At 53.2% G+C, this 20,092-nt stretch carries 20 protein-coding genes; 15 read left to right on the top strand and 5 right to left on the bottom strand.

Annotation, left to right across the window (positions count from 1 at the left end):
• Window positions 1-46: 46 nt before the first annotated feature.
• From aroK to WC1_RS03035, 15 genes are all read left to right on the top strand, one after another.
• Window positions 47-568, top strand: coding sequence for a shikimate kinase AroK (gene aroK / locus WC1_RS02965; RefSeq protein ID WP_003023552.1), 522 nt, complete (start codon window positions 47-49; stop codon window positions 566-568).
• A 57-nt stretch (window positions 569-625) separates the two neighbouring features.
• Entirely contained in the window at window positions 626-1,714 is a 1,089-nt protein-coding gene (gene aroB, locus WC1_RS02970; RefSeq protein WP_003837915.1) for a 3-dehydroquinate synthase, read from the top strand.
• A gap of 96 nt (window positions 1,715-1,810) precedes the next feature.
• Window positions 1,811-3,112 carry a cell division protein DamX gene (gene damX, locus WC1_RS02975; RefSeq protein WP_016151096.1) on the top strand — a complete coding sequence of 434 codons (1,302 nt, stop codon included), beginning with the start codon at window positions 1,811-1,813 and terminating at the stop codon, window positions 3,110-3,112.
• A 117-nt stretch (window positions 3,113-3,229) separates the two neighbouring features.
• Window positions 3,230-4,066 carry an adenine-specific DNA-methyltransferase gene (gene dam, locus WC1_RS02980; RefSeq protein WP_003023558.1) on the top strand — a complete coding sequence of 279 codons (837 nt, stop codon included), beginning with the start codon at window positions 3,230-3,232 and terminating at the stop codon, window positions 4,064-4,066.
• A 17-nt stretch (window positions 4,067-4,083) separates the two neighbouring features.
• Complete coding sequence (gene rpe, locus WC1_RS02985; protein WP_003023561.1) at window positions 4,084-4,761, top strand: ribulose-phosphate 3-epimerase; 678 nt, start codon at window positions 4,084-4,086, stop codon at window positions 4,759-4,761.
• Window positions 4,754-5,512: a phosphoglycolate phosphatase gene (gene gph, locus WC1_RS02990; protein WP_003837920.1), complete on the top strand. Its 759-nt coding sequence runs from the start codon at window positions 4,754-4,756 to the stop codon at window positions 5,510-5,512. Before rpe ends, gph begins: the two co-directional genes overlap by 8 nt.
• The gene (trpS, locus tag WC1_RS02995) at window positions 5,505-6,509 is read left to right on the top strand and encodes a tryptophan--tRNA ligase (protein WP_003023564.1); all 1,005 of its coding nucleotides are present in this window, start codon (window positions 5,505-5,507) and stop codon (window positions 6,507-6,509) included. The genes gph and trpS overlap by 8 nt, the downstream gene beginning before the upstream one ends.
• 165 nt (window positions 6,510-6,674) lie before the next feature.
• A complete protein-coding gene (gene yhfZ / locus WC1_RS03000) occupies window positions 6,675-7,580 on the top strand; it encodes a GntR family transcriptional regulator YhfZ (protein WP_003837923.1) in 906 nt (301 codons plus the stop codon).
• Window positions 7,581-7,595: 15 nt separating this feature from the next.
• Window positions 7,596-7,958, top strand: a complete 363-nt coding sequence (locus tag WC1_RS03005) for a hypothetical protein (RefSeq protein ID WP_003023568.1) — start codon at window positions 7,596-7,598, stop codon at window positions 7,956-7,958.
• An 83-nt stretch (window positions 7,959-8,041) separates the two neighbouring features.
• Complete coding sequence (locus WC1_RS03010) at window positions 8,042-9,205, top strand: YhfX family PLP-dependent enzyme (RefSeq protein WP_003023571.1); 1,164 nt, start codon at window positions 8,042-8,044, stop codon at window positions 9,203-9,205.
• A complete protein-coding gene (locus tag WC1_RS03015; protein WP_016151095.1) occupies window positions 9,205-10,431 on the top strand; it encodes a phosphopentomutase in 1,227 nt (408 codons plus the stop codon). Before WC1_RS03010 ends, WC1_RS03015 begins: the two co-directional genes overlap by 1 nt.
• Window positions 10,428-11,306: a phosphotriesterase-related protein gene (locus WC1_RS03020; protein ID WP_016151094.1), complete on the top strand. Its 879-nt coding sequence runs from the start codon at window positions 10,428-10,430 to the stop codon at window positions 11,304-11,306. The genes WC1_RS03015 and WC1_RS03020 overlap by 4 nt, the downstream gene beginning before the upstream one ends.
• Window positions 11,307-11,316: 10 nt before the next feature.
• The gene (locus WC1_RS03025; RefSeq protein WP_003023576.1) at window positions 11,317-11,670 is read left to right on the top strand and encodes a DUF2620 domain-containing protein; all 354 of its coding nucleotides are present in this window, start codon (window positions 11,317-11,319) and stop codon (window positions 11,668-11,670) included.
• Window positions 11,671-11,681: 11 nt separating this feature from the next.
• Entirely contained in the window at window positions 11,682-12,986 is a 1,305-nt protein-coding gene (locus tag WC1_RS03030) for a YhfT family protein (protein WP_016151093.1), read from the top strand.
• A gap of 13 nt (window positions 12,987-12,999) precedes the next feature.
• On the top strand, window positions 13,000-14,088 hold the full coding sequence (locus WC1_RS03035; RefSeq protein WP_016151092.1) for an aminotransferase class I/II-fold pyridoxal phosphate-dependent enzyme: 1,089 nt from the start codon (window positions 13,000-13,002) through the stop codon (window positions 14,086-14,088).
• A 65-nt stretch (window positions 14,089-14,153) separates the two neighbouring features.
• On the opposite strand, the gene WC1_RS24160 is transcribed toward WC1_RS03035, so the two are convergent.
• The 5 genes from WC1_RS24160 to nirB all read right to left on the bottom strand — a co-directional run bounded on the left by WC1_RS24160 (window position 14,154) and on the right by nirB (window position 19,838).
• Window positions 14,154-14,324, bottom strand: a complete 171-nt coding sequence (locus WC1_RS24160; protein WP_003837939.1) for a YhfL family protein — start codon at window positions 14,322-14,324, stop codon at window positions 14,154-14,156.
• Between the two features lie 262 nt (window positions 14,325-14,586).
• Complete coding sequence (gene cysG, locus WC1_RS03045; protein WP_016151091.1) at window positions 14,587-15,960, bottom strand: siroheme synthase CysG; 1,374 nt, start codon at window positions 15,958-15,960, stop codon at window positions 14,587-14,589.
• 15 nt (window positions 15,961-15,975) lie between these two features.
• Entirely contained in the window at window positions 15,976-16,785 is an 810-nt protein-coding gene (nirC, locus tag WC1_RS03050) for a nitrite transporter NirC (protein ID WP_016151090.1), read from the bottom strand.
• Window positions 16,786-16,971: 186 nt separating this feature from the next.
• Window positions 16,972-17,298: a nitrite reductase small subunit NirD gene (gene nirD / locus WC1_RS03055; protein WP_003023590.1), complete on the bottom strand. Its 327-nt coding sequence runs from the start codon at window positions 17,296-17,298 to the stop codon at window positions 16,972-16,974.
• Entirely contained in the window at window positions 17,295-19,838 is a 2,544-nt protein-coding gene (gene nirB / locus WC1_RS03060; RefSeq protein WP_003023592.1) for an NADPH-nitrite reductase large subunit, read from the bottom strand. The genes nirD and nirB overlap by 4 nt, the downstream gene beginning before the upstream one ends.
• Window positions 19,839-20,092 lie beyond the last annotated feature (254 nt).

Raw genomic sequence — 20,092 nt, 5'->3', positions numbered from 1 at the left:
CGAAGCGGGTTTACCATTAACGAATAGTCTTAGTAGTACCGAAAAAATGGCAGAGAAACGCAATATCTTTCTGGTTGGGCCTATGGGTGCCGGAAAAAGCACTATTGGGCGCCAGTTAGCTCAACAACTCAATATGGAATTTTACGATTCTGATCAAGAGATTGAGAAACGAACCGGAGCTGATGTGGGCTGGGTCTTCGATGTAGAAGGTGAAGACGGCTTCCGTGATCGCGAAGAAAAAGTCATCAACGAGTTGACGGAAAAACAGGGTATTGTGCTGGCAACTGGCGGTGGCTCTGTAAAATCACGTGAAACACGTAACCGTCTTTCCGCGCGTGGCGTCGTGGTCTATCTTGAAACGACAATTGAAAAACAACTTGCGCGTACTCAACGTGACAAGAAACGCCCGTTGCTGCAGGTAGAATCACCGCCTCGTGAAGTTCTGGAAGCGTTGGCTGACGAACGCAATCCTCTGTACGAAGAGATTGCTGACGTGACCATTCGCACCGACGATCAGAGCGCAAAAGTCGTAGCAAACCAGATTATTCATATGTTGGAAAGCAACTAATTCTGGCTGAATACACACTCGTCTGCGGGTACAAGTAACTAAGGTGGATGTCGCGTAATGGAGAGGATCACAGTCACTCTCGGGGAACGTAGTTACCCTATCACCATCGCGGCTGGTTTGTTCAATGAGCCAGCTTCATTCTTACCGCTGAAATCGGGCGATCAGGTTATGTTGGTGACCAACGAAACCCTGGCCCCCCTTTATCTCGATAAGGTTCGCGGCGTACTTGAACAGGCGGGTGTTAACGTTGATAGCGTTATCCTTCCCGATGGCGAGCAGCATAAAAGCCTGACGGTTCTGGATACGGTTTTCACCGCGTTACTGCAAAAACCGCACGGTCGTGATACCACGTTAGTTGCCCTTGGCGGCGGCGTGATTGGCGATCTGACCGGTTTTGCGGCAGCCAGCTATCAACGTGGTGTTCGTTTTATTCAAGTCCCGACAACCCTGTTGTCGCAGGTCGACTCCTCCGTTGGCGGCAAAACCGCCGTAAACCATCCCCTCGGTAAAAACATGATTGGCGCGTTTTACCAACCGGCCTCCGTGGTGGTGGATCTCGATTGTCTGAAAACGCTTCCTGCGCGTGAGCTGGCATCGGGGCTGGCGGAAGTGATCAAATACGGCATCATTCTTGACGGTGAATTTTTCAGCTGGCTGGAAGACAATCTGGATGCGTTGTTGCGTCTGGACGGTCCGGCGATGGCGTACTGTATTCGTCGTTGTTGTGAGCTGAAAGCAGAAGTTGTCGCAGCAGACGAGCGCGAAATGGGCTTACGTGCTTTACTGAATCTGGGGCACACGTTTGGCCATGCGATCGAAGCTGAAATGGGTTATGGCAATTGGTTACATGGTGAAGCAGTTGCAGCAGGTATGGTAATGGCTGCCCGTACGTCTGAACGTTTGGGTCAGTTCACCTCCGCTGATACGCAGCGCATCATTACGCTGTTACAGCGAGCAGGCTTACCGGTGAACGGGCCGCGTGAAATGTCCACTGAGGCTTATCTGCCGCACATGCTGCGAGATAAAAAAGTGTTAGCGGGAGAGATTCGTTTGGTGCTTCCGCGAGCGATAGGGAAGAGTGAAGTGCGCGGCGGAGTGTCGCACGAGGTGGTTCTTAACGCTATTGCTGATTGCCAGCAGGCGTAACAACAAGAAAGGTCAGGCTTACGTTGCGAAACGTAGGTCTTTTAGCTTCAGGTTATGTGCAAAGTCGTAAGCATTAACCTTTGAGTGGGGTGTTAAATGGATGAATTCAAACCAGAAGACGAGCTGAAACCCGATCCCAGCGATCGTCGTACTGGTCGTTCTCGTCAATCGTCTGAACGCGATAATGAGCCGCAAATCAATTTTGATGATGTTGATCTGGATGCTGACGATCGCCGTCCTGCGCGCGCACGCAAAGAGCGTGATGAAGAGCAGAACATTGAAGAAGAGTATGAATCTGATGACGATACCGTGGATGAAGAGCGTGTAGAACGTCGTCCGCGCAAGCGTAAGAAAGTCGCCAGCAAGCCTGCCTCCCGCCAGTATATGATGATGGGCGTGGGTGTTCTGGTACTGCTGCTGCTGATTATCGGCATTGGTTCTGCGCTGAAAGCCCCCTCATCTTCTTCCAATGAGCAGGCCGCATCTGGTGAGAAGAGCATCGATCTCTCTGGCAGCAATGCAACGGATCAGGCGAGTGCAACGACACCTGCAACGGGCGCAGAGCAGACTGCTGGCAATACCCAGCAGGATGTTTCCCTGCCACCGATTTCCTCTACCCCGACTCAAGGTCAGGCACCTGCGGCAACTGAAGGGCAGCAGCGTGTTGAAGTGCAGGGCGATTTGAACAACGCTCTGACACAACCGCAAGGCCAGGAGCAAGTTAACAACGCTGTGGTTAACTCTACGCTGCCGACCGAACCTGCGACCGTTGCGCCGATGCGTAATGGTAATGCTGCGCGCCAGACTGCGAAAACGGAAACGACTGAACGTCCTGCGGCTACGCATCAGGAACGTAAACAGGCCGTAATTGAGCCGAAGATCAAACCGCAAACTACGGTGAAAGCGACGCCGACAGAGCCGAAACCTGTTGCCCAGGCAAAACCAACCGCAACTGCGCCGACTACCACAACCAAAGCGCCTGTGGTAACCGCTACGCCGAAAGCGACCGCTGAGCCGAAAGCAACCACGACGGCGCCAGCACAGACCGCAACGCCTGCGCCAACGGCGACAGCAACAACGACAACACCTGTTGCTGGCGGAGCGAAAAGTGCAGGTAACGTTGGAGCGTTAAAATCTGCGCCGTCCAGCCATTACACGCTGCAGCTCAGCAGTTCTTCTAACTACGACAATCTGAACGGTTGGGCGAAGAAAGAAAACCTGAAGAACTATGTGGTGTACCAGACGACGCGTAACGGTCAACCGTGGTATGTTCTGGTGACAGGCGTGTATGCGTCTAAAGAAGATGCGAAACGTGCAGTGTCTACGTTACCCGCTGATATTCAGGCGAAAAACCCGTGGGCAAAACCGCTGCACCAGGTTCAGGCCGATTTGAAGTAAGATAGGATATGTTCTGCAATGGTTTGCTGTTTCGCCCAATTGCGGGACAAAGACTAAAGCGCAGGATGCTGTCGGAGCTTTCTCCACAGCCGGAGAAGGTGTAATTAGTTAGTCAGCATGAAAAAAAATCGCGCTTTTTTGAAATGGGCAGGGGGGAAATACCCCCTGCTTGATGATATCAAACGGCATTTACCTCAGGGTGAGTGCCTGATTGAACCTTTCGTGGGTGCCGGGTCGGTGTTTCTCAACACCGACTTTTCTCGTTATATTCTTGCCGATATCAACAGCGACCTTATCAGTCTCTATAACATCGTGAAGACGCGTACCGATGAGTATGTGCAGGCTTCTCGTGAGCTGTTTATGCCTGAAACCAATCAGGCTGAGGTGTACTATCGGTTCAGAGAAGAATTTAATGCCAGCCAGGATCCGTTCCGCAGAGCAGTGCTGTTCTTGTATCTGAACCGCTTTGGTTACAACGGATTATGCCGTTATAACCTGCGCGGCGAGTTTAACGTCCCGTTTGGGCGTTATAAAAAACCTTACTTCCCGGAAGCCGAGTTGTACCATTTTGCTGAGAAAGCGCAGAATGCGGAGTTCCATTGCCTCTCCTATGAAGAGTGCATGGACCGTGCGGATAGCAACTCTGTGGTCTATTGCGACCCGCCTTATGCACCACTTTCGGCGACGGCAAATTTCACTGCGTATCACACCAACAGCTTTAGCCCGAAAGAACAGGCGCATTTGGCCGAGATGGCAGAAAAGCTGGTCAGTAAGCAGATCCCAGTGTTAATTTCGAACCATGACACGCCCGATACCCGTGAATGGTACCGAGCGGCGAAACATTTTCAGGTCAAAGTGCGGCGCAGCATAAGCAGCAATGGCGGCACGCGTAAAAAGGTGAACGAACTGCTGGCACTGTATAAACCAGGAGTCGTAACGCCTGCGAAGAAATAAATCTCAAGGAGAAGCGGATGAAACAGTATTTGATCGCCCCCTCAATTCTGTCGGCTGATTTTGCCCGCCTGGGTGAGGACACCGCGAGGGCGCTGACTGCCGGTGCCGACGTTGTGCACTTCGACGTCATGGACAATCACTACGTACCGAACTTGACCATCGGACCGATGGTACTGAAATCGCTGCGTAAATATGGCATCACTGCCCCGATTGATGTTCACCTGATGGTGAAACCGGTCGATCGTATTGTCCCGGACTTCGCCGCCGCCGGTGCCAGCATCATTACTTTTCACCCGGAAGCCTCCGAGCATGTCGATCGCACTTTACAGCTGATCAAAGAGCATGGCTGTAAAGCGGGCCTGGTGTTCAACCCGGCAACGCCGCTGAGCTATCTGGACTACGTCATGGATAAGCTTGATGTGATCCTGCTGATGTCCGTTAACCCAGGCTTTGGCGGGCAGTCCTTCATCCCACAAACGCTGGATAAACTGCGCGAAGTGCGTCGTCGCATTGATGAATCTGGCTACGATATCCGCCTCGAAGTGGACGGCGGTGTCAAAGTGAACAACATTGGCGAAATTGCCGCGGCAGGCGCAGATATGTTTGTCGCAGGCTCCGCGATTTTCGACCAACCAGACTACAAAAAAGTCATTGATGAAATGCGCAATGAACTGGCGAAGGTAAGTCATGGATAAGTTTCAGGATATTCGGGGCGCTGCATTTGACCTCGACGGTACGCTGGTCGACAGCGCGCCGGGATTAGCCGCAGCGGTGGATATGGCGCTGTATGCGCTGGAATTGCCGGTTGCCGGAGAAGAACGCGTTATCACCTGGATTGGCAACGGTGCAGACGTACTGATGGAGCGCGCGCTGGCGTGGTCTCGTCAGGAGCGCGCGACATTACGTAAAACGATGGGTAAACCGCCCGTTGATGATGATATTCCCGCTGAGGAACAGGTACGTATTTTGCGTAAGCTGTTCGACAGATACTACGGTGATGTCGCAGAAGAGGGGACATTCCTGTTCCCTGATGTTGCCGACACGCTGGGCGCGCTGCATGCGAAAGGATTGCCGCTGGGTCTGGTGACCAACAAACCGACCCCGTTTGTCGCACCATTACTCGAAGCATTAGATATCGCCAAATACTTTAGCGTGGTCATCGGTGGTGACGACGTGCAGAATAAAAAACCGCATCCGGATCCGCTGCTGCTGGTGGCAAGCAAGCTTGGCATCAAGCCTGAGCAAATGCTCTTCGTAGGGGATTCACGCAATGATATTCAGGCGGCAAAAGCTGCTGGCTGTCCGTCCGTTGGCCTGACCTATGGCTACAACTACGGTGAGTCGATCGCGCTGAGCCAGCCCGACGTTATTTACGACCGTATTAATGAACTACTGCCCGCTCTCGGGCTTCCGCATAGCGAAAATCAGGAATCAAAAAATGACTAAGCCCATCGTTTTTAGTGGCGCACAGCCCTCAGGTGAATTGACCATTGGCAACTATATGGGTGCGCTGCGTCAGTGGGTGAGCATGCAGGATGACTACCATTGCATCTACTGCATCGTTGACCAACATGCCATCACCGTTCGTCAGGATGCGCAGCAGCTGCGTAAAGCAACGCTCGATACGCTGGCGCTGTACCTGGCATGCGGTATCGATCCTGAAAAAAGTACAATTTTCGTGCAGTCTCACGTACCGGAGCATGCACAGTTAGGTTGGGCACTGAACTGCTACACCTACTTCGGCGAGCTGAGCCGTATGACCCAGTTCAAAGATAAATCCGCACGCTATGCGGAGAACATCAACGCCGGCCTGTTTGATTATCCGGTACTGATGGCGGCAGACATTCTGCTGTATCAGACCAACCAGGTACCGGTTGGCGAAGATCAGAAACAGCATCTGGAACTGAGCCGCGATATCGCCCAGCGCTTCAACGCCCTGTATGGCGAGATCTTCAAAGTGCCTGAGCCGTTCATTCCTAAATCCGGTGCGCGCGTGATGTCGCTGCTGGAGCCGACGAAGAAAATGTCCAAGTCGGATGACAACCGCAACAACGTGATCGGTCTGCTGGAAGATCCGAAATCTGTGGTTAAGAAAATCAAACGCGCGATGACCGACTCTGAAGAGCCGCCTGTTGTACGCTACGACGTGCAGAACAAAGCGGGCGTTTCCAACCTGTTGGATATCCTCTCTGCGGTCACCGGCCAGAGCATTCCGGAGCTGGAACAGCACTTCGAAGGCAAAATGTATGGTCATCTGAAAGGTGAAGTCGCAGAGGCCGTTTCCGGTATGCTGACCGAGCTTCAGGAGCGTTATCACCGTTTCCGTAACGATGAAGCTTTCCTGCAGAAAGTGATGAAAGACGGTGCGGAAAAAGCCAGCGCACGTGCGTCTGTTACGCTGAAAGCCGTTTACGAAGCGATTGGTTTTGTCGCCAAGCCGTAATGCGCTCTGTGTTGTTGAAGAAACCGGGTTACGCCCGGTTTTTTTTCGCCTGTTGGTTTGTGAACCTCAAAAAATGTGAAGCGCCTCGCCGTTTGCATATTTCCTCATTGCGTTATATCTTCACTTTAATGAAGATATAAATATTCAATTTACTGAAAATATAAAATGCGTCGGACATTTATCAAGAAAGAGGGGGTTGTGCTGACAACCCTGGCCCGTTACCTGCTCGGTGAGAAGTGCGGTAACAGATTGAAAACTATCGATGAACTGGCAGCCGAGTGTCACTCATCGGTAGGGTTAACCCAGGCTGCGTTGAAAACGCTGGAATCCTCTGGGGCAATCCGTATTGAGCGTCGTGGGCGCAACGGTAGCTATCTGGTGGAGATGGATAACCGTACGCTGCTAAAGCATGTGGATATTAATAACGTGGTCTGTGCGATGCCGCTGCCTTACACCCGTTTATATGAAGGGCTGGCGAGTGGGCTGAAAGCGCAGTTCGATGGGATCCCGTTTTATTACGCACACATGCGTGGGGCTGATATTCGCGTGGAATGCCTGCTAAACGGCGTCTACGACATGGCGGTGGTTTCTCGTCTGGCGGCGGAAAGTTACCTTGCTCAGGACGGGCTGCGCATCACGTTGGCGCTGGGACCACATACCTACGTTGGCGAGCATCAGCTAATTTGTCGCAAGGGCGAATCTGCAGTTGTAAAACGTGTCGGGCTCGATAACCGTTCGGCGGATCAGAAAATCATGACCGAGGCCTGTTTTGGCAACCGTAACGTTGAATTGATCGATATGCCTTATCACGAAAGCTTGCAGCGCATCGCGAAAGGGGATGTGGATGCGGTTATCTGGAACGTGGTTGCAGAGGCCGAGCTGGCGGTACTGGGGTTAGAAGCCACGCCGCTCACCAACGACCCGCGATTTCTGCAGGCCACGGAGGCCGTGGTACTTACCCGCGCAGAGGATTATGCGATGCAGCAGCTACTGCGCGCCGTTGTTAACAAAGAGGCGCTGCTTGCCCACCAACAACGTGTGGCGAACGGTGAACAGGAACCCAGTTATTAAGTGAAGGCAAACGACATGGAAAACAGGCTTAACCTGCTGTGTGAAGCAGGCGTTATCGACAAGGATATTTGTAGCGGCATGCTGCAAGTGGTCAGGCGGTTGGATGAAGAGTGGCGTTTGCCGATTCACAGCGAGCAAGGAACCATGGCGATGACCCATATGGCGAGTGCGTTAATGCGCAGCCGCCAGGGCGAAGTGATTGAAGCGCTGGATGGCGAGTTGCTGGAGGAGTTGGCGCAATCTCATCTCTGGCCAACTATTTTGCTGGTACATCAGGCGCTGATGAAAGAGTTTACGGTGGCGCTGCACGCGAATGAAGAAGGCTATATGCTGGCGAACTTGTATGGATTGTGGATGGCGGCGAACGAAGGCGTCTGAAATCAATGGGGAATGAGCTTATTGCATCTTAAATATTCAAAAAAATGAATATTTAACTGAAGGATTAGAAACGAGGCCGAGAAATGTTTATAGACGCATTGAAACGCCAGAACCCCGCGCTAATCTCCGCCGCTATCGCGTTATGGCAGCAGGGAAAGATCGCCCCTGATAGTTGGGTCATTGATGTTGACCAGGTTATTGAGAATGGCAAACGTCTGCTGGATGTCGCGGGGCAACATGGTATCTCGCTGTATCTGATGACCAAACAGGTTGGACGTAACCCGTGGCTGGCGGAGAAACTGTTGCAGCTTGGCTATGAAGGCATCGTGGTTGTCGATTACAAGGAGAGTCGCGTCATGCGCCGTGCCGGGTTGCCGGTTGCGCATCAGGGACATCTGGTGCAGATCCCGTCGCGGCTGGTCAATGAGGCTGTAGCGCAAGGTACTGAAGTCATCACATTGTTCTCACTGGAGAAAGCGCGCGAAGTTTCCGCTGCTGCGGTGAAGGCCGGCTGTGAACAGAACGTGATGCTGAAGGTGTACGACAAAGATGATTTTCTCTACCCGGGGCAGGAAAGCGGATTTCCGCTGATGTATCTGACGGATGTGGTCAATGAAATCCGCAGGCTGCCGGGCCTGCGCCTGAGCGGCCTCACCCATTTCCCCTGCTTGTTATGGGATGAAAACTCCGCGCAGACGATGCCGACGCCTAATCTGCATACGCTGGTAAATGCCCGACGTCAGTTGGTTGAGGCCGGGATTGCCATTGAGCAGCTTAATGCGCCGTCAGCCAGTAGCTGTTCGTCACTCCCCCTGCTGGCGGAATATGGCGTCACCCATGCGGAGCCGGGTCATGCGTTGACCGGCACCATTCCTTCCAATCAAAAAGGCGACCAGCCGGAACGCATTGCGATGCTGTGGTTGAGCGAGATATCGCACAATTTTCGCGGAGACAGTTATTGCTACGGCGGGGGCTATTATCGTCGCGGCCATGCGCAAAATGCGCTGGTCTTTACGCCAGAAAATGATGCGCCGATCGCAGCGAAGCTAAAACCCGTGGACGACAGCAGCATTGACTACTACCTGCCTGTGGCCGGTGAGTTTCCGGTGAGCAGCGCGGTGATCTTCTGTTTTCGCACCCAGATCTTCGTGACGCGTAGCGACGTGGTGCTGGTGTCGGGCATTCAGCGCGGCGTAGCTGAAATCGTCGCGCGATACGACAGTCTCGGCAATATTCTGGAGGACTAATGGCCCGATTTGTGGTGTTGGTAATCGACAGTTTTGGCGTTGGCGCAATGAAAGACGTCACGCGGGTCAGACCGCAGGATGCCGGAGCGAATACCTGTGGTCATATCCTGGGCGAACTCCCGCAGTTACGGCTGCCAACGCTTGAGAAGTTGGGGCTGATTAACGCTCTGGGCTTTGCGCCGGGCGTGATGAAACCTTCGGAATCGGCAGTCTGGGGCGTTGCGGAGCTGCAGCATGAAGGGGGAGATACCTTTATGGGCCATCAGGAGATTTTAGGCACACGGCCTCAGGCACCGCTGCGGATGCCATTTAGCGACGTTATTGATCGCGTTGAGCAAGCGCTGAAAGTCGCGGGCTGGCAGGTGGAACGCCGCGGCGGTGACCTGTCGTTTCTTTGGATCAACGATGCGGTTGCAGTGGGCGATAACCTAGAGGCGGATTTAGGTCAGGTCTACAACGTCACAGCCAACCTGTCCGCTATTGCGTTTGATGAGGTGCTAAAGATTGGCCGCGTAGTGCGTGAACAGGTTCAGGTCGGGCGCGTCATCACCTTTGGCGGCCAGCTTGCGAACAGCCAGCGCATTCTGGATGCCGCCGAAACGATGGAAGGGCGCTTTGTCGGCATTAATGCCCCACGCTCCGGCGCGTATGAAAGCGGTTTTCAGGTCAGGCATATGGGCTATGGCGTAGATGAGCAGGTACAGGTACCGCAAAAACTGCATGACGCCGGAATCCCTACCGTGCTGGTCGGTAAAGTGGCGGACATCGTTGGCAATCCGCACGGGCGCAGCTGGCAAAACCTGGTGGATAGCCAGCAGATTATGGATATCACGCTTAACGAATTTAACGCGGAATCGACGGTATTTATCTGTACCAACATTCAGGAAACCGATCTCGCCGGACACGCTGAAGACGTCGCACGTTATGCCGAACGGCTGCAGCTTGTTGATCTTAATCTTTCACGCCTTCTGACCGCTATGGAGCCAAATGACTGTCTGGTGGTCATGGCCGATCACGGCAACGATCCGACCATAGGGCACAGCCACCATACCCGGGAAGTTGTGCCGGTATTGGTGTATCAACAGGGGCTTGAGCCTGCGCAATTAGGCATCCGGGCGACGTTATCCGATGTTGGCGCTACGGTGTGTGAATTTTTCGGCGCGGCGGCGCCACAAAACGGCTGTTCTTTTCTCTCGGCATTGCGCCTTACAGGAGACACCTTATGAACTTTGATCCGACGGGCTACACCTGGGTCCACGAACATCTGCATATCGATCTCTCCGGATTTAAGAATAACCTCGACTGCCGGTTAGATCAGTACGATCTCATTTGTCAGGAAATGAAGGATCTCCGGGCGTCAGGCGTCAGCAACATTATTGAGATGACCAACCGCTATATGGGACGTAATCCGCAATTCATGCTCGACCTGATGCGCGATACCGGAATCAACGTCGTGGCCTGCACAGGCTATTACCAGGATGCGTTCTTCCCTGAACATGTTGCGGCGCACAGCGTGGAACAGCTCGCGCAGGAGATGGTCGATGAGATAGTCATCGGTATTGATGGTACTGAATTGAAGGCCGGAATTATCGCGGAAATTGGCTCTAGTGAAGGCGTGATTACGCCGCTTGAAGAGAAGGTGTTTATCGCCGCGGCACGGGCACACATCGAAACCGGACGCCCCATCTCAACCCATACCTCTTTTAGCACGATGGGAGTGGAACAGCTGGTGTTGCTACAGGCGCACGGCGTCGACCTTTCCCGCGTAACCGTTGGTCACTGCGACCTGAAAGATAATCTCGACAATATCTTACGCATGATCGAGCTCGGCGCGTATGTGCAATTCGATACCATCGGAAAAAACAACTATTACCCGGACGAGAAACGCATCGCCATGCTGCACGCGATACGCGATCGTGGACTGCTTAGCCACGTCATGCTCTCTATGGACATTACCCGCCGCTCGCATTTAAAAGCCAATGGCGGCAATGGCTACGACTATCTGTTAACCACCTTTATCCCACAGCTGCGCCAGTCAGGATTCAGTCAGGCCGATGTGGACACGATGTTACGTGATAACCCCTCAAAATTTTTCCAATAAGGACAGAATCATGAAAAAGATTGGCGTTGCTGGCTTACAGCGTGAGCAGATTAAAAAAACCATCGAAACCGCAGCACCGGGCTGCTTTGAAGTCTCCATTCATAACGATATGGAAGCGGCGATGAAGGTGAAATCCGGACAACTGGATTACTACATCGGCGCTTGTAACACCGGCGCGGGTGCAGCACTGTCGATTGCCATCGCGGTGATTGGCTACAACAAAAGCTGCACTATCGCCAAGCCGGGTATTAAGGCGAAAGACGAACATATCGCAAAAATGGTTGCGGAAGGGAAAGTGGCGTTTGGTCTCTCCGTCGAACATGTTGAACATGCGATTCCGATGCTGGTTAACCACCTGAAATAAAAGGCATGACTATGGATCTGTATATTCAGATTGTGGTGGTGGCCTGCCTGACCGGCATGACGTCACTTCTGGCACACCGCTCGGCGGCCGTCTTTCATGACGGCATCCGCCCGATCCTGCCGCAGCTGATCGAGGGGTACATGAACCGCCGGGAGGCGGGAAGTATCGCGTTTGGTCTGAGTATCGGCTTTGTCGCGTCAGTGGGGATCTCCTTTACCCTGAAAACCGGCTTGCTCAACGCCTGGCTGCTGTTTCTGCCGACGGATATTCTCGGCGTGCTGGCAATGAACAGCCTGCTCGCGTTCGGTCTGGGCGCTATCTGGGGCATATTGATTCTGACCTGCCTGCTGCCGGTGAACCATTTGCTCACGGCGCTGCCGGTTGATGTACTGGGCAGCCTCGGTGAGCTGAGTTCTCCGGTGGTTTCCGCATTCGCACTCTTCCCGCTGGTGGCGATTTTCTACCAGTTTGGCTGGAAGCACAGCATTATCGCGGCGGTGGTAGTACTGATGACCCGCGTGGTGGTGGTGCGTTACTTCCCGCATCTGAACCCGGAATCAATTGAGATTTTTGTGGGGATGATGATGCTGCTGGCGATCGCCATTACGCATGATATTCGCCATCGCGGTGATGAGGAGATGGATGCCAGCGGGCTATCGGTCTTTGAAGAACGAACCTCACGGATTATTAAAAACCTGCCGTACATCGCGATTGTCGGCGCGCTGATTGCCGCCGTTGCCAGTATGAAAATTTTTGCTGGTAGCGAGGTCTCAATTTTTACGCTGGAAAAAGCCTATTCAGCGGGGATTACGCCTGAGCAATCGCAGACGCTGGTTAACCAGGCGGCGCTGGCGGAATTTATGCGTGGGTTGGGTTTTGTGCCGTTGATTGCCACCACCGCGCTGGCAACCGGTGTATACGCGGTAGCGGGCTTCACCTTTGTTTATTCCGTTGGTTATCTGGCTCCGAACCCGTGGATAGCGGCCATCCTGGGCGCTATCGTGATTTCCGCGGAAGCGCTGCTGCTGCGCTCAATTGGCAAATGGCTGGGGCGTTATCCGTCAGTGCGTAACGCATCGGACAATATTCGTAATGCGATGAATATGCTGATGGAAATGGCGCTGCTGATAGGCTCGATTTTTGCCGCCATTAAGATGGCTGGCTACACCGGTTTCTCGATTGCGGTGGCGATTTACTTCCTTAACGAATCGATAGGGCGTCCGGTGCAGAAGATGGCGGCCCCGGTCGTGGCGGTGATGATTACGGGTATTGTGCTGAATATTCTCTACTGGTTTGGTCTGTTTGTTCCGGCCTGAGGAGGCGTAAAACATGAAGACGTTCCCTCTGCAAAGTCTTACGCTCGCGCAAGCACAACAAAAGCAGTTTGCGCTGGTGGATACGCTCTGCCGTCACTTTCCTGGCGCTGACTTTCTGGCCGGTGGCGATTTGGGGCTGGCCCCGGGGCTGAATCAGCCCCGGGTCACGCAGCGTGTGGAAAAGGTGCTGGCCGAGGCGTTTCATGCTGAAGCCGCCGTGCTGGTTCAGGGTGCTGGCACCGGGGCTATTCGCGCCGGGCTGGCCGCACTGCTCAAACCCGGCCAGCAGCTTCTGGTTCATGATGCGCCTGTGTATCCCACTACACAGGTGCTTATTGATCAGATGGGGATCGTGCTGGTCAGGACTGATTTCAACGATCTTTCGGCGATTAAGCGGGCTATCACTGAGCACCGCCCCGATGCAGCGTTGGTGCAGCATACGCGTCAACAACCACAGGACAGCTATATTTTAGCCGAGGTACTGGCGGAAATTACACGGTGTGACGTGCCGACGTTAACCGATGATAACTACGCGGTGATGAAAGTAGAGGGTATCGGCTGCGAGTGTGGGGCGACGCTGTCCACCTTTTCCTGCTTTAAGCTCTTCGGCCCGGAAGGCGTAGGGGCGGTTGTCGGCAAGGCAGAGGTCATCGCTAAAATTCGTAGCACCCTCTATTCCGGCGGCAGCCAGATCCAGGGAGCGCAGGCGCTCGAGGTACTTCGCGGTCTGGTTTTCGCTCCGGTGATGCATGCGGTGCAGGCTGGCGTTTCTGAGCGTCTGCTGAATCTGCTCGATAGTGGAGCGATACCTGAGGTGAAAAAAGCGGTTATTGCTAATGCCCAGTCGAAGGTGCTGATCGTGGAGTTTCACCAGCCGATTGCCGCCGGTGTGCTGAAAGCGGCGCAAGAGAGAGGTGCGCTACCGTATCCGGTAGGAGCGGAGTCGAAATATGAAATCCCGCCGCTGTTTTATCGCCTCTCCGGGACCTTCCGTGAAGCGAATCCAGAGCTGAGCGACTATGCGATTCGTATTAATCCCAATCGCAGTGGCGAGGACACGGTGCTGCGGATTTTGCGGGAAAGCGTGAGTGCATGTGAGTGAGCGTAAATCTAAAATGAAAAAACCGGGAAATTCCCGGTTTTTTTGTATCTGCGCAATCGCGTATATTATTGATTTGCAGCCGGGCCGCAGCCACCGATAATTTTAGAAATTGAAATCGCCGGATGGAATAAATAATCGTAGCTACAGTTGTTTTTTGTGTTTTCAATATGACCAGTACATGCGGTCAACGTAGCCAGTACACCTGCCACGATGGTGATTTTTGCAAATTTAAACATGATAAAATCCTTGTAAGATATCTATTTTTTAAATGGATGAAATCCATTTCTCGGCGGTTAAGATATCAACTAAGGAAGATTTTAAATAGTCCGAATAAGGACGTGATAATGTTAGGGTAAATTATATTTTTAATGAATTAAAATGCTATGAAATGTATCTATTATTAATAAATTGATGAATGATATTTTATTTAGATTAAATATTAACTTTTGTGAATCATAAATAAATGCCCTGAATATCAGGGCATTTATTAGCATTCAATTAATGATTCGAGAACCAGTTCAGCTTATCGCGTAGTCCAACCACGCGACCGACGATAATCAGCGCCGGGCTTTCAACCTGCTGTGCCAGCTCGCCGAGCTGTGTCAGAACCCCGTTGACGACGCGTTGCTTCACGGAAGTCCCGTTTTCTACCAGCGCGACGGTCATATCAGGCTGCATGCCAAATTCAATCAGTTTTTCCTGGATGGTGGCTGCCTGATTCAGTCCCATGTAGAACACCAGCGTCTGTTTCTCGGCCGCCAGGTTTTCCCAGTCCAGCTCACCGCCGGTTTTCAGGTGTCCGGTAACCAGACGCACGCTCTGAGCGTAATCACGATGGGTCAGTGGAATGCCGGAATAGGCAGAACAACCGGATGCTGCGGTAATACCAGGCACTACAGAGAATGGAATACCGGCATGGCACAGCGTTTCCAGCTCTTCGCCACCACGGCCAAAGATGAACGGGTCGCCACCTTTCAGTCGTACCACGCGCTTGCCCTGTTGTGCTTCACGCAGCAGGATCTGATTGATCTCCTCCTGCGGTACGCAGTGATAGCCCGCACGTTTGCCGACGAACACCCGGTCTGCATCGCGGCGTACAAGGTTCATGATGTCGTCGGAAACCAGGCGGTCATAGACCACGACATCCGCTTGCTGGATCTGCTGTAGCCCTTTCAGCGTCAGCAGGCCGGCATCGCCAGGACCGGCGCCAACCAGCACCACTTCACCACGGTGATCCAGCGGTTCGCTGAGCATTTGCTCGGTGGTTTCCTCGACGGCTTTCAGGTCATTGTTCGCCAGCGACTGCGCCAGGCGGTCATTCACGAACAATTTTTCCCAGAAGCGGCGACGTTCACCCATGCTGGCAAACTGTTTCTTCACCCGGGAGCGCAACTTGCCGGCATATTGTGCGACCTGGCCCAAATGCTGAGGCAGTACGGATTCAAGCCTTTCACGCAGCAGACGGGCAAGCACCGGCGATGTCCCGCCGGAGGAGACCGCCACCATCAGCGGCGAGCGGTCGATAATAGAGGGCATGATAAAACTGGCTGCTTTTGGCGCGTCGACCACGTTGCAGAAGATACGACGTGACTCCGCGGCGGTGCTGACGCTTTGGTTGACGGCATCGTCATCGGTGGCGGCAATAGCCAGCCAGCAGGTGTTGAGCAGGGACTCATCGAACGGTCCCTCAACCAGCGTCAGCATGCCTTCATCTGCCCATACTTTGAACTGCGGAATAAACGCCAGTGCATTAACCGTTAAACGGGCGCCCGCTTCCAGCAGTAACCGCGCTTTGCGTTCTGCGACATCACCACCGCCGACGATCAAGCAGTCGCGGTCACGTAGTTGACAAAATATAGGCAAATGGTCCACGACATTACCCCTTAATTAATTATTAGAAGCCGCCTCTGGCTGGTTGATTTTTGCCGGAGCCGGACGCTCCGATTTTGGCGTAGCATACCAATAACCTAATCCCATGAATACGACACCGGACAAAGTATTACCGAGTGTCACCCACAGCAGGTTATGACCAATTCCTGACAGGGTATAAGCTTCGCTGTGATGACCGAACCAGGAGAGGGCAAACAGCGTCATGTTGGCCACCGAGTGCTCGTAGCCGGAAGCGATAAACGCCAGCAGACACCACCAGATAGCGAGGAATTTTGCCGCGCCTTCGGTACGGATTGCCATCCATATTGCCAGACAAACCAACCAGTTACACAGTGCGCCTTTAAAGAACAGCACCGTTGCAGGCGCGGTGGTTTTCGCCAGCGCGACCGAATGGACGATGCTGGTATCGACCGGCAGCAGACTGCCGCCTCCCCAGCTATAAAGCAGGGCGACAAACACGGATCCGACCAGATTTCCCAGCCAGGTTTGCGGCAGGATAGCCCACATTTGGCCGTGGCTGATGGTGCCCGCTTTGACGCCGAGCGTCAGGAACATGGTGTGACCGGTAAACAGTTCTGAACCGGCAATAATAACCAGCGTTAAGGCGATACCAAAGGTTGCACCCATCACCAGCGGACGTACGGACGGGTCGAGCAGGTTACCAAGGGTAAAAATAAGGATGATGCCGAGGCCAACGTAGGCCCCTGCCATTGCCGAACTGACCCAGAACCCGAGCGGGTTATTTGCCGACAGGCGTGCGATGCGCGCAGCGTTAGCCGCACACTTATTGATAGTGTCTGTGAACATGTGTTGATTATCCTTGAAGTACAAAAATAAAAAGAAATCGTAACCGTAGGCCGGATAAGGCATTTATGCCGCCATCCGGCAATGTGCTTTTGCAATTGCCTGATGGCGCTACGCTTATCAGGCCTACCAATAAAAGACCTACAAATACGTCAAAAAAGGGGAGGCGTTGCGCCTCCCAAAAATTTATTAACCGCGCAGTTGCACCGTGCCGTCTTTCACTCGCGCTTCGTAATGTTTCACGGAGAACTGTTCGTCTTCCATGCACAGTCCGTCGCTTAAACGAAAACGCTGTTTTTTCAGCGGGCTGGCAACCCACAATTCGCCCTGATGTTCAGCAATAAGCCCACGAGAAAGCACGCTGGACTCAAAGAACGGGTCGATGTTGCTGATCGCAAACACCTGGTCGCTGTGATACGGGCGGAAAATTGCAACCTGCTCGTTACCTAACAGGGCGCAGACGCCTGTTGCAGGCAGAATGTCATCGATTTTGCAGATGTTTTTCCACTGGCTCATGCGTTTTCCTCCACCAGAGTCACCGGGATACGCTCATAAGGCGTGGCCGGACGATGTTGTTCACGTTCAGGCACAACCTGGACATTCGGATCGCGTTTATCGCTGTTGATAAAGTGTTTGAAGCGAACCTGCGCGGATGGAGTGTTAACGGTTTCTGTCCACTCGCAGACCACCGCTTCACGCAGACGGGCCATCTCTTCTTCAAGATGCTGGTTCAGGCCCAGCTTGTCGTCGATGATGACGGACTTCAGATACTCGATACCGCCTTCCAGATTGTCTAACCACGGTGCGGTACGGGTCAGTTTGTCGGCGGTACGGATGTAGAACATCATGAAACGATCAAGATACTTGAGCAGCGTTTCGCGATCGATATCTGCTGCCAGCAGGTCTGCATGGCGAGGTTTCATCCCGCCGTTACCGCAAACGTACAGGTTCCAGCCTTTCTCAGTGGCGATGATACCCACGTCTTTGCCCTGAGCTTCCGCACATTCGCGGGTACAACCGGAGACGCCGAATTTCATTTTGTGCGGGGTACGAATGCCTTTGTAGCGATTTTCCAGCTCCACGCCGAAGCCGACGCTATCGCCGACGCCATAACGACACCAGGTGCTACCTACGCAGGTTTTCGCCATACGCAGCGCTTTGGCATACGCGTGGCCAGTTTCAAAACCAGCTTCAATCAGCTGACGCCAGATTTCCGGCAGGTCATCTTTCTGCGCGCCGAACAGACCGATACGCTGAGAACCGGTAATTTTGGTGTACAGGTTAAATTCACGCGCGATACGGCCCACGGCCACCAGGCCTTCAGGGGTAATTTCACCGCCCGCAGAGCGCGGGATCACGGAGTAAGTACCGTCTTTCTGGATGTTAGCCAGGAAGTTGTCGTTGGTGTCCTGCAACGGCGTGTGCTGCGGTTTGAGGATGTACTCATTCCAGCAGGACGCCAGCAGGGAACCCACGGTAGGTTTACACACTTCGCAGCCGTAACCTTTACCGTGTTTAGCCAGCAACTCTTCGAAAGTTTTAATGCCTTCTACGCGGATCAGGTGGAACAGTTCCTGACGTGAATACGGGAAGTGTTCGCACAGGTTGTTGTTAACTTCGATACCCTGTTTCGCCAGTTCGGCGTTCAGGACCTGCGTTACCAGCGGGATACACCCGCCACATCCGGTACCGGCTTTGGTTTCCGCTTTCAGCGCCGCAACGGTATGGCAGCCTTTGTTGATAGCGGCAACCAGCATGCCTTTGGTGACGTCAAAGCAGGAGCAAATCTGCGCGCTGTCCGGCAGTTTATCGACACCGATAGATGGCTTACCGCTGCCCGCATGTGCTGGCAGAATCAGTGAATCTGGATTTTCCGGCAGTTCAATGGCGTTCAGCACCAACTGCAGCAGATTGCCGTAATCGCTGGTGTCGCCAACCAGAACCGCGCCGAGCAGGGTTTTGTTATCTTCGCTAACGATCAGGCGTTTGTAGACTTCTTTGCTTTCGTCGAGATAGACATAGCTACGTGCGCCCGGCGTGCGAGCATGCGCGTCGCCAATACCGCCGACGTCAACGCCGAGCAGCTTCAGCTTGGCGCTCAGGTCCGCGCCTTCAAAGGCGTTTTCAGTTTCGAGAATATGGTCAACGGCAACCTGCGCCATTTTGTAGCCAGGAGCGACCAGACCATACACGCGGTTGTTCCAGCTTGCACATTCGCCGATGGCATAGATGTCCGGGTCAGAAGTCTGGCAGGTGTCGTTAATGACGATACCGCCGCGTGGCGCGACGTCAAGGCCGCACTGGGTGGCCAGTTTGTCGCGTGGACGAATACCGGTAGAGAAGACGATGAAATCGACTTCCAGTTCGCTACCGTCGGCAAAACGCATGGTTTTGCGCGCTTCGGTGCCTTCCTGAACGATCTCTTTGGTGTTTTTGCTGGTGTGCACACGCACGCCCATGCTTTCAATTTTGCGACGTAACTGCTCGCCACCCATATGATCCAGCTGTTCAGCCATCAGCATTGGGGCGAATTCAATCACGTGGGTTTCAACGCCGAGGCTTTTCAGCGCACCAGCGGCTTCCAGGCCCAGCAGGCCACCGCCGACCACGGCACCGCGTTTGCTACGGCGCGCGCAAGACTCAATCGCGTTGAGGTCTTCGATGGTGCGGTAAACGAAGCAGTCCTGGGTTTCCGAACCTTTAATCGGTGGGATCCACGGGTAAGAGCCTGTCGCCATGATTAGCTTATCGTAGTAAACCGTACGACCTGCGCTGGAGTGGATTACTTTCTCCTGGCGATTAATGGTAATTGCGCGCTCGCCCACTAACACCTTAACGCCGTGCTTCTCGTAGAATCCTTCACGCACCAGAGAAAGCTCTTCGGCGGTGTGGTGGGAGAAGTAGGAAGACAGGTGTACGCGGTCGTATGCTTTGCGGGGTTCTTCACAGAAGACGGTAATATCAAAATTGGCAGCGTCGGATTTATCAAGAAGATCCTCAATAAAGCGATGGCCGACCATACCATTACCGATAATAGCGAGTCTGACTTTGCTCATTTTTGCCTCGATTTCTTTTCTATTACTGCCTACCTTAACGATTCAGCAACCGCACTTATTGATGCAAATCAAATTCGCCCTTATATACTCCTTAAGAGGTATATAACTGATTTGTCAGCATTTTTATAAGTGACGGAATTATTTGAGTTTTCGTGTTTGTATAAATAGCGTACAAATTAAGGGGTTTTTGTAAGAATTGGCCTACATGACCAGTGAAAGAAGAGAGGAGGCGAAAATATGCCGGATGATGTGGA

The organism is Citrobacter sp. KTE30 (genome assembly GCF_000398825.1).
In the GTDB taxonomy this organism is placed as follows: Bacteria; Pseudomonadota; Gammaproteobacteria; order Enterobacterales; family Enterobacteriaceae; genus Citrobacter; species Citrobacter freundii.
The sequence above is the reverse complement of the archived record's forward strand: the minus strand, read 5'-3'. Positions and strand labels throughout refer to the sequence as shown.

Excerpts from the sequence above, each read along its gene's own strand:
- WC1_RS03010 (WP_003023571.1), top strand. The coding sequence starts at position 8,042 with ATGTTTATAGACGCATTGAAACGCCAGAACCCCGCGCTAATCTCCGCC.
- aroB (WP_003837915.1), top strand. The coding sequence starts at position 626 with ATGGAGAGGATCACAGTCACTCTCGGGGAACGTAGTTACCCTATCACC.
- dam (WP_003023558.1), top strand. The coding sequence starts at position 3,230 with ATGAAAAAAAATCGCGCTTTTTTGAAATGGGCAGGGGGGAAATACCCC.
- WC1_RS03015 (WP_016151095.1), top strand. The coding sequence starts at position 9,205 with ATGGCCCGATTTGTGGTGTTGGTAATCGACAGTTTTGGCGTTGGCGCA.
- nirD (WP_003023590.1), bottom strand. The coding sequence starts at position 17,298 with ATGAGCCAGTGGAAAAACATCTGCAAAATCGATGACATTCTGCCTGCA.
- nirB (WP_003023592.1), bottom strand. The coding sequence starts at position 19,838 with ATGAGCAAAGTCAGACTCGCTATTATCGGTAATGGTATGGTCGGCCAT.
- WC1_RS03035 (WP_016151092.1), top strand. The coding sequence starts at position 13,000 with ATGAAGACGTTCCCTCTGCAAAGTCTTACGCTCGCGCAAGCACAACAA.
- WC1_RS24160 (WP_003837939.1), bottom strand. The coding sequence starts at position 14,324 with ATGTTTAAATTTGCAAAAATCACCATCGTGGCAGGTGTACTGGCTACG.
- WC1_RS03005 (WP_003023568.1), top strand. The coding sequence starts at position 7,596 with ATGGAAAACAGGCTTAACCTGCTGTGTGAAGCAGGCGTTATCGACAAG.
- trpS (WP_003023564.1), top strand. The coding sequence starts at position 5,505 with ATGACTAAGCCCATCGTTTTTAGTGGCGCACAGCCCTCAGGTGAATTG.
- aroK (WP_003023552.1), top strand. The coding sequence starts at position 47 with ATGGCAGAGAAACGCAATATCTTTCTGGTTGGGCCTATGGGTGCCGGA.
- WC1_RS03020 (WP_016151094.1), top strand. The coding sequence starts at position 10,428 with ATGAACTTTGATCCGACGGGCTACACCTGGGTCCACGAACATCTGCAT.
- yhfZ (WP_003837923.1), top strand. The coding sequence starts at position 6,675 with ATGCGTCGGACATTTATCAAGAAAGAGGGGGTTGTGCTGACAACCCTG.
- damX (WP_016151096.1), top strand. The coding sequence starts at position 1,811 with ATGGATGAATTCAAACCAGAAGACGAGCTGAAACCCGATCCCAGCGAT.
- gph (WP_003837920.1), top strand. The coding sequence starts at position 4,754 with ATGGATAAGTTTCAGGATATTCGGGGCGCTGCATTTGACCTCGACGGT.
- nirC (WP_016151090.1), bottom strand. The coding sequence starts at position 16,785 with ATGTTCACAGACACTATCAATAAGTGTGCGGCTAACGCTGCGCGCATC.
- rpe (WP_003023561.1), top strand. The coding sequence starts at position 4,084 with ATGAAACAGTATTTGATCGCCCCCTCAATTCTGTCGGCTGATTTTGCC.
- WC1_RS03025 (WP_003023576.1), top strand. The coding sequence starts at position 11,317 with ATGAAAAAGATTGGCGTTGCTGGCTTACAGCGTGAGCAGATTAAAAAA.
- WC1_RS03030 (WP_016151093.1), top strand. The coding sequence starts at position 11,682 with ATGGATCTGTATATTCAGATTGTGGTGGTGGCCTGCCTGACCGGCATG.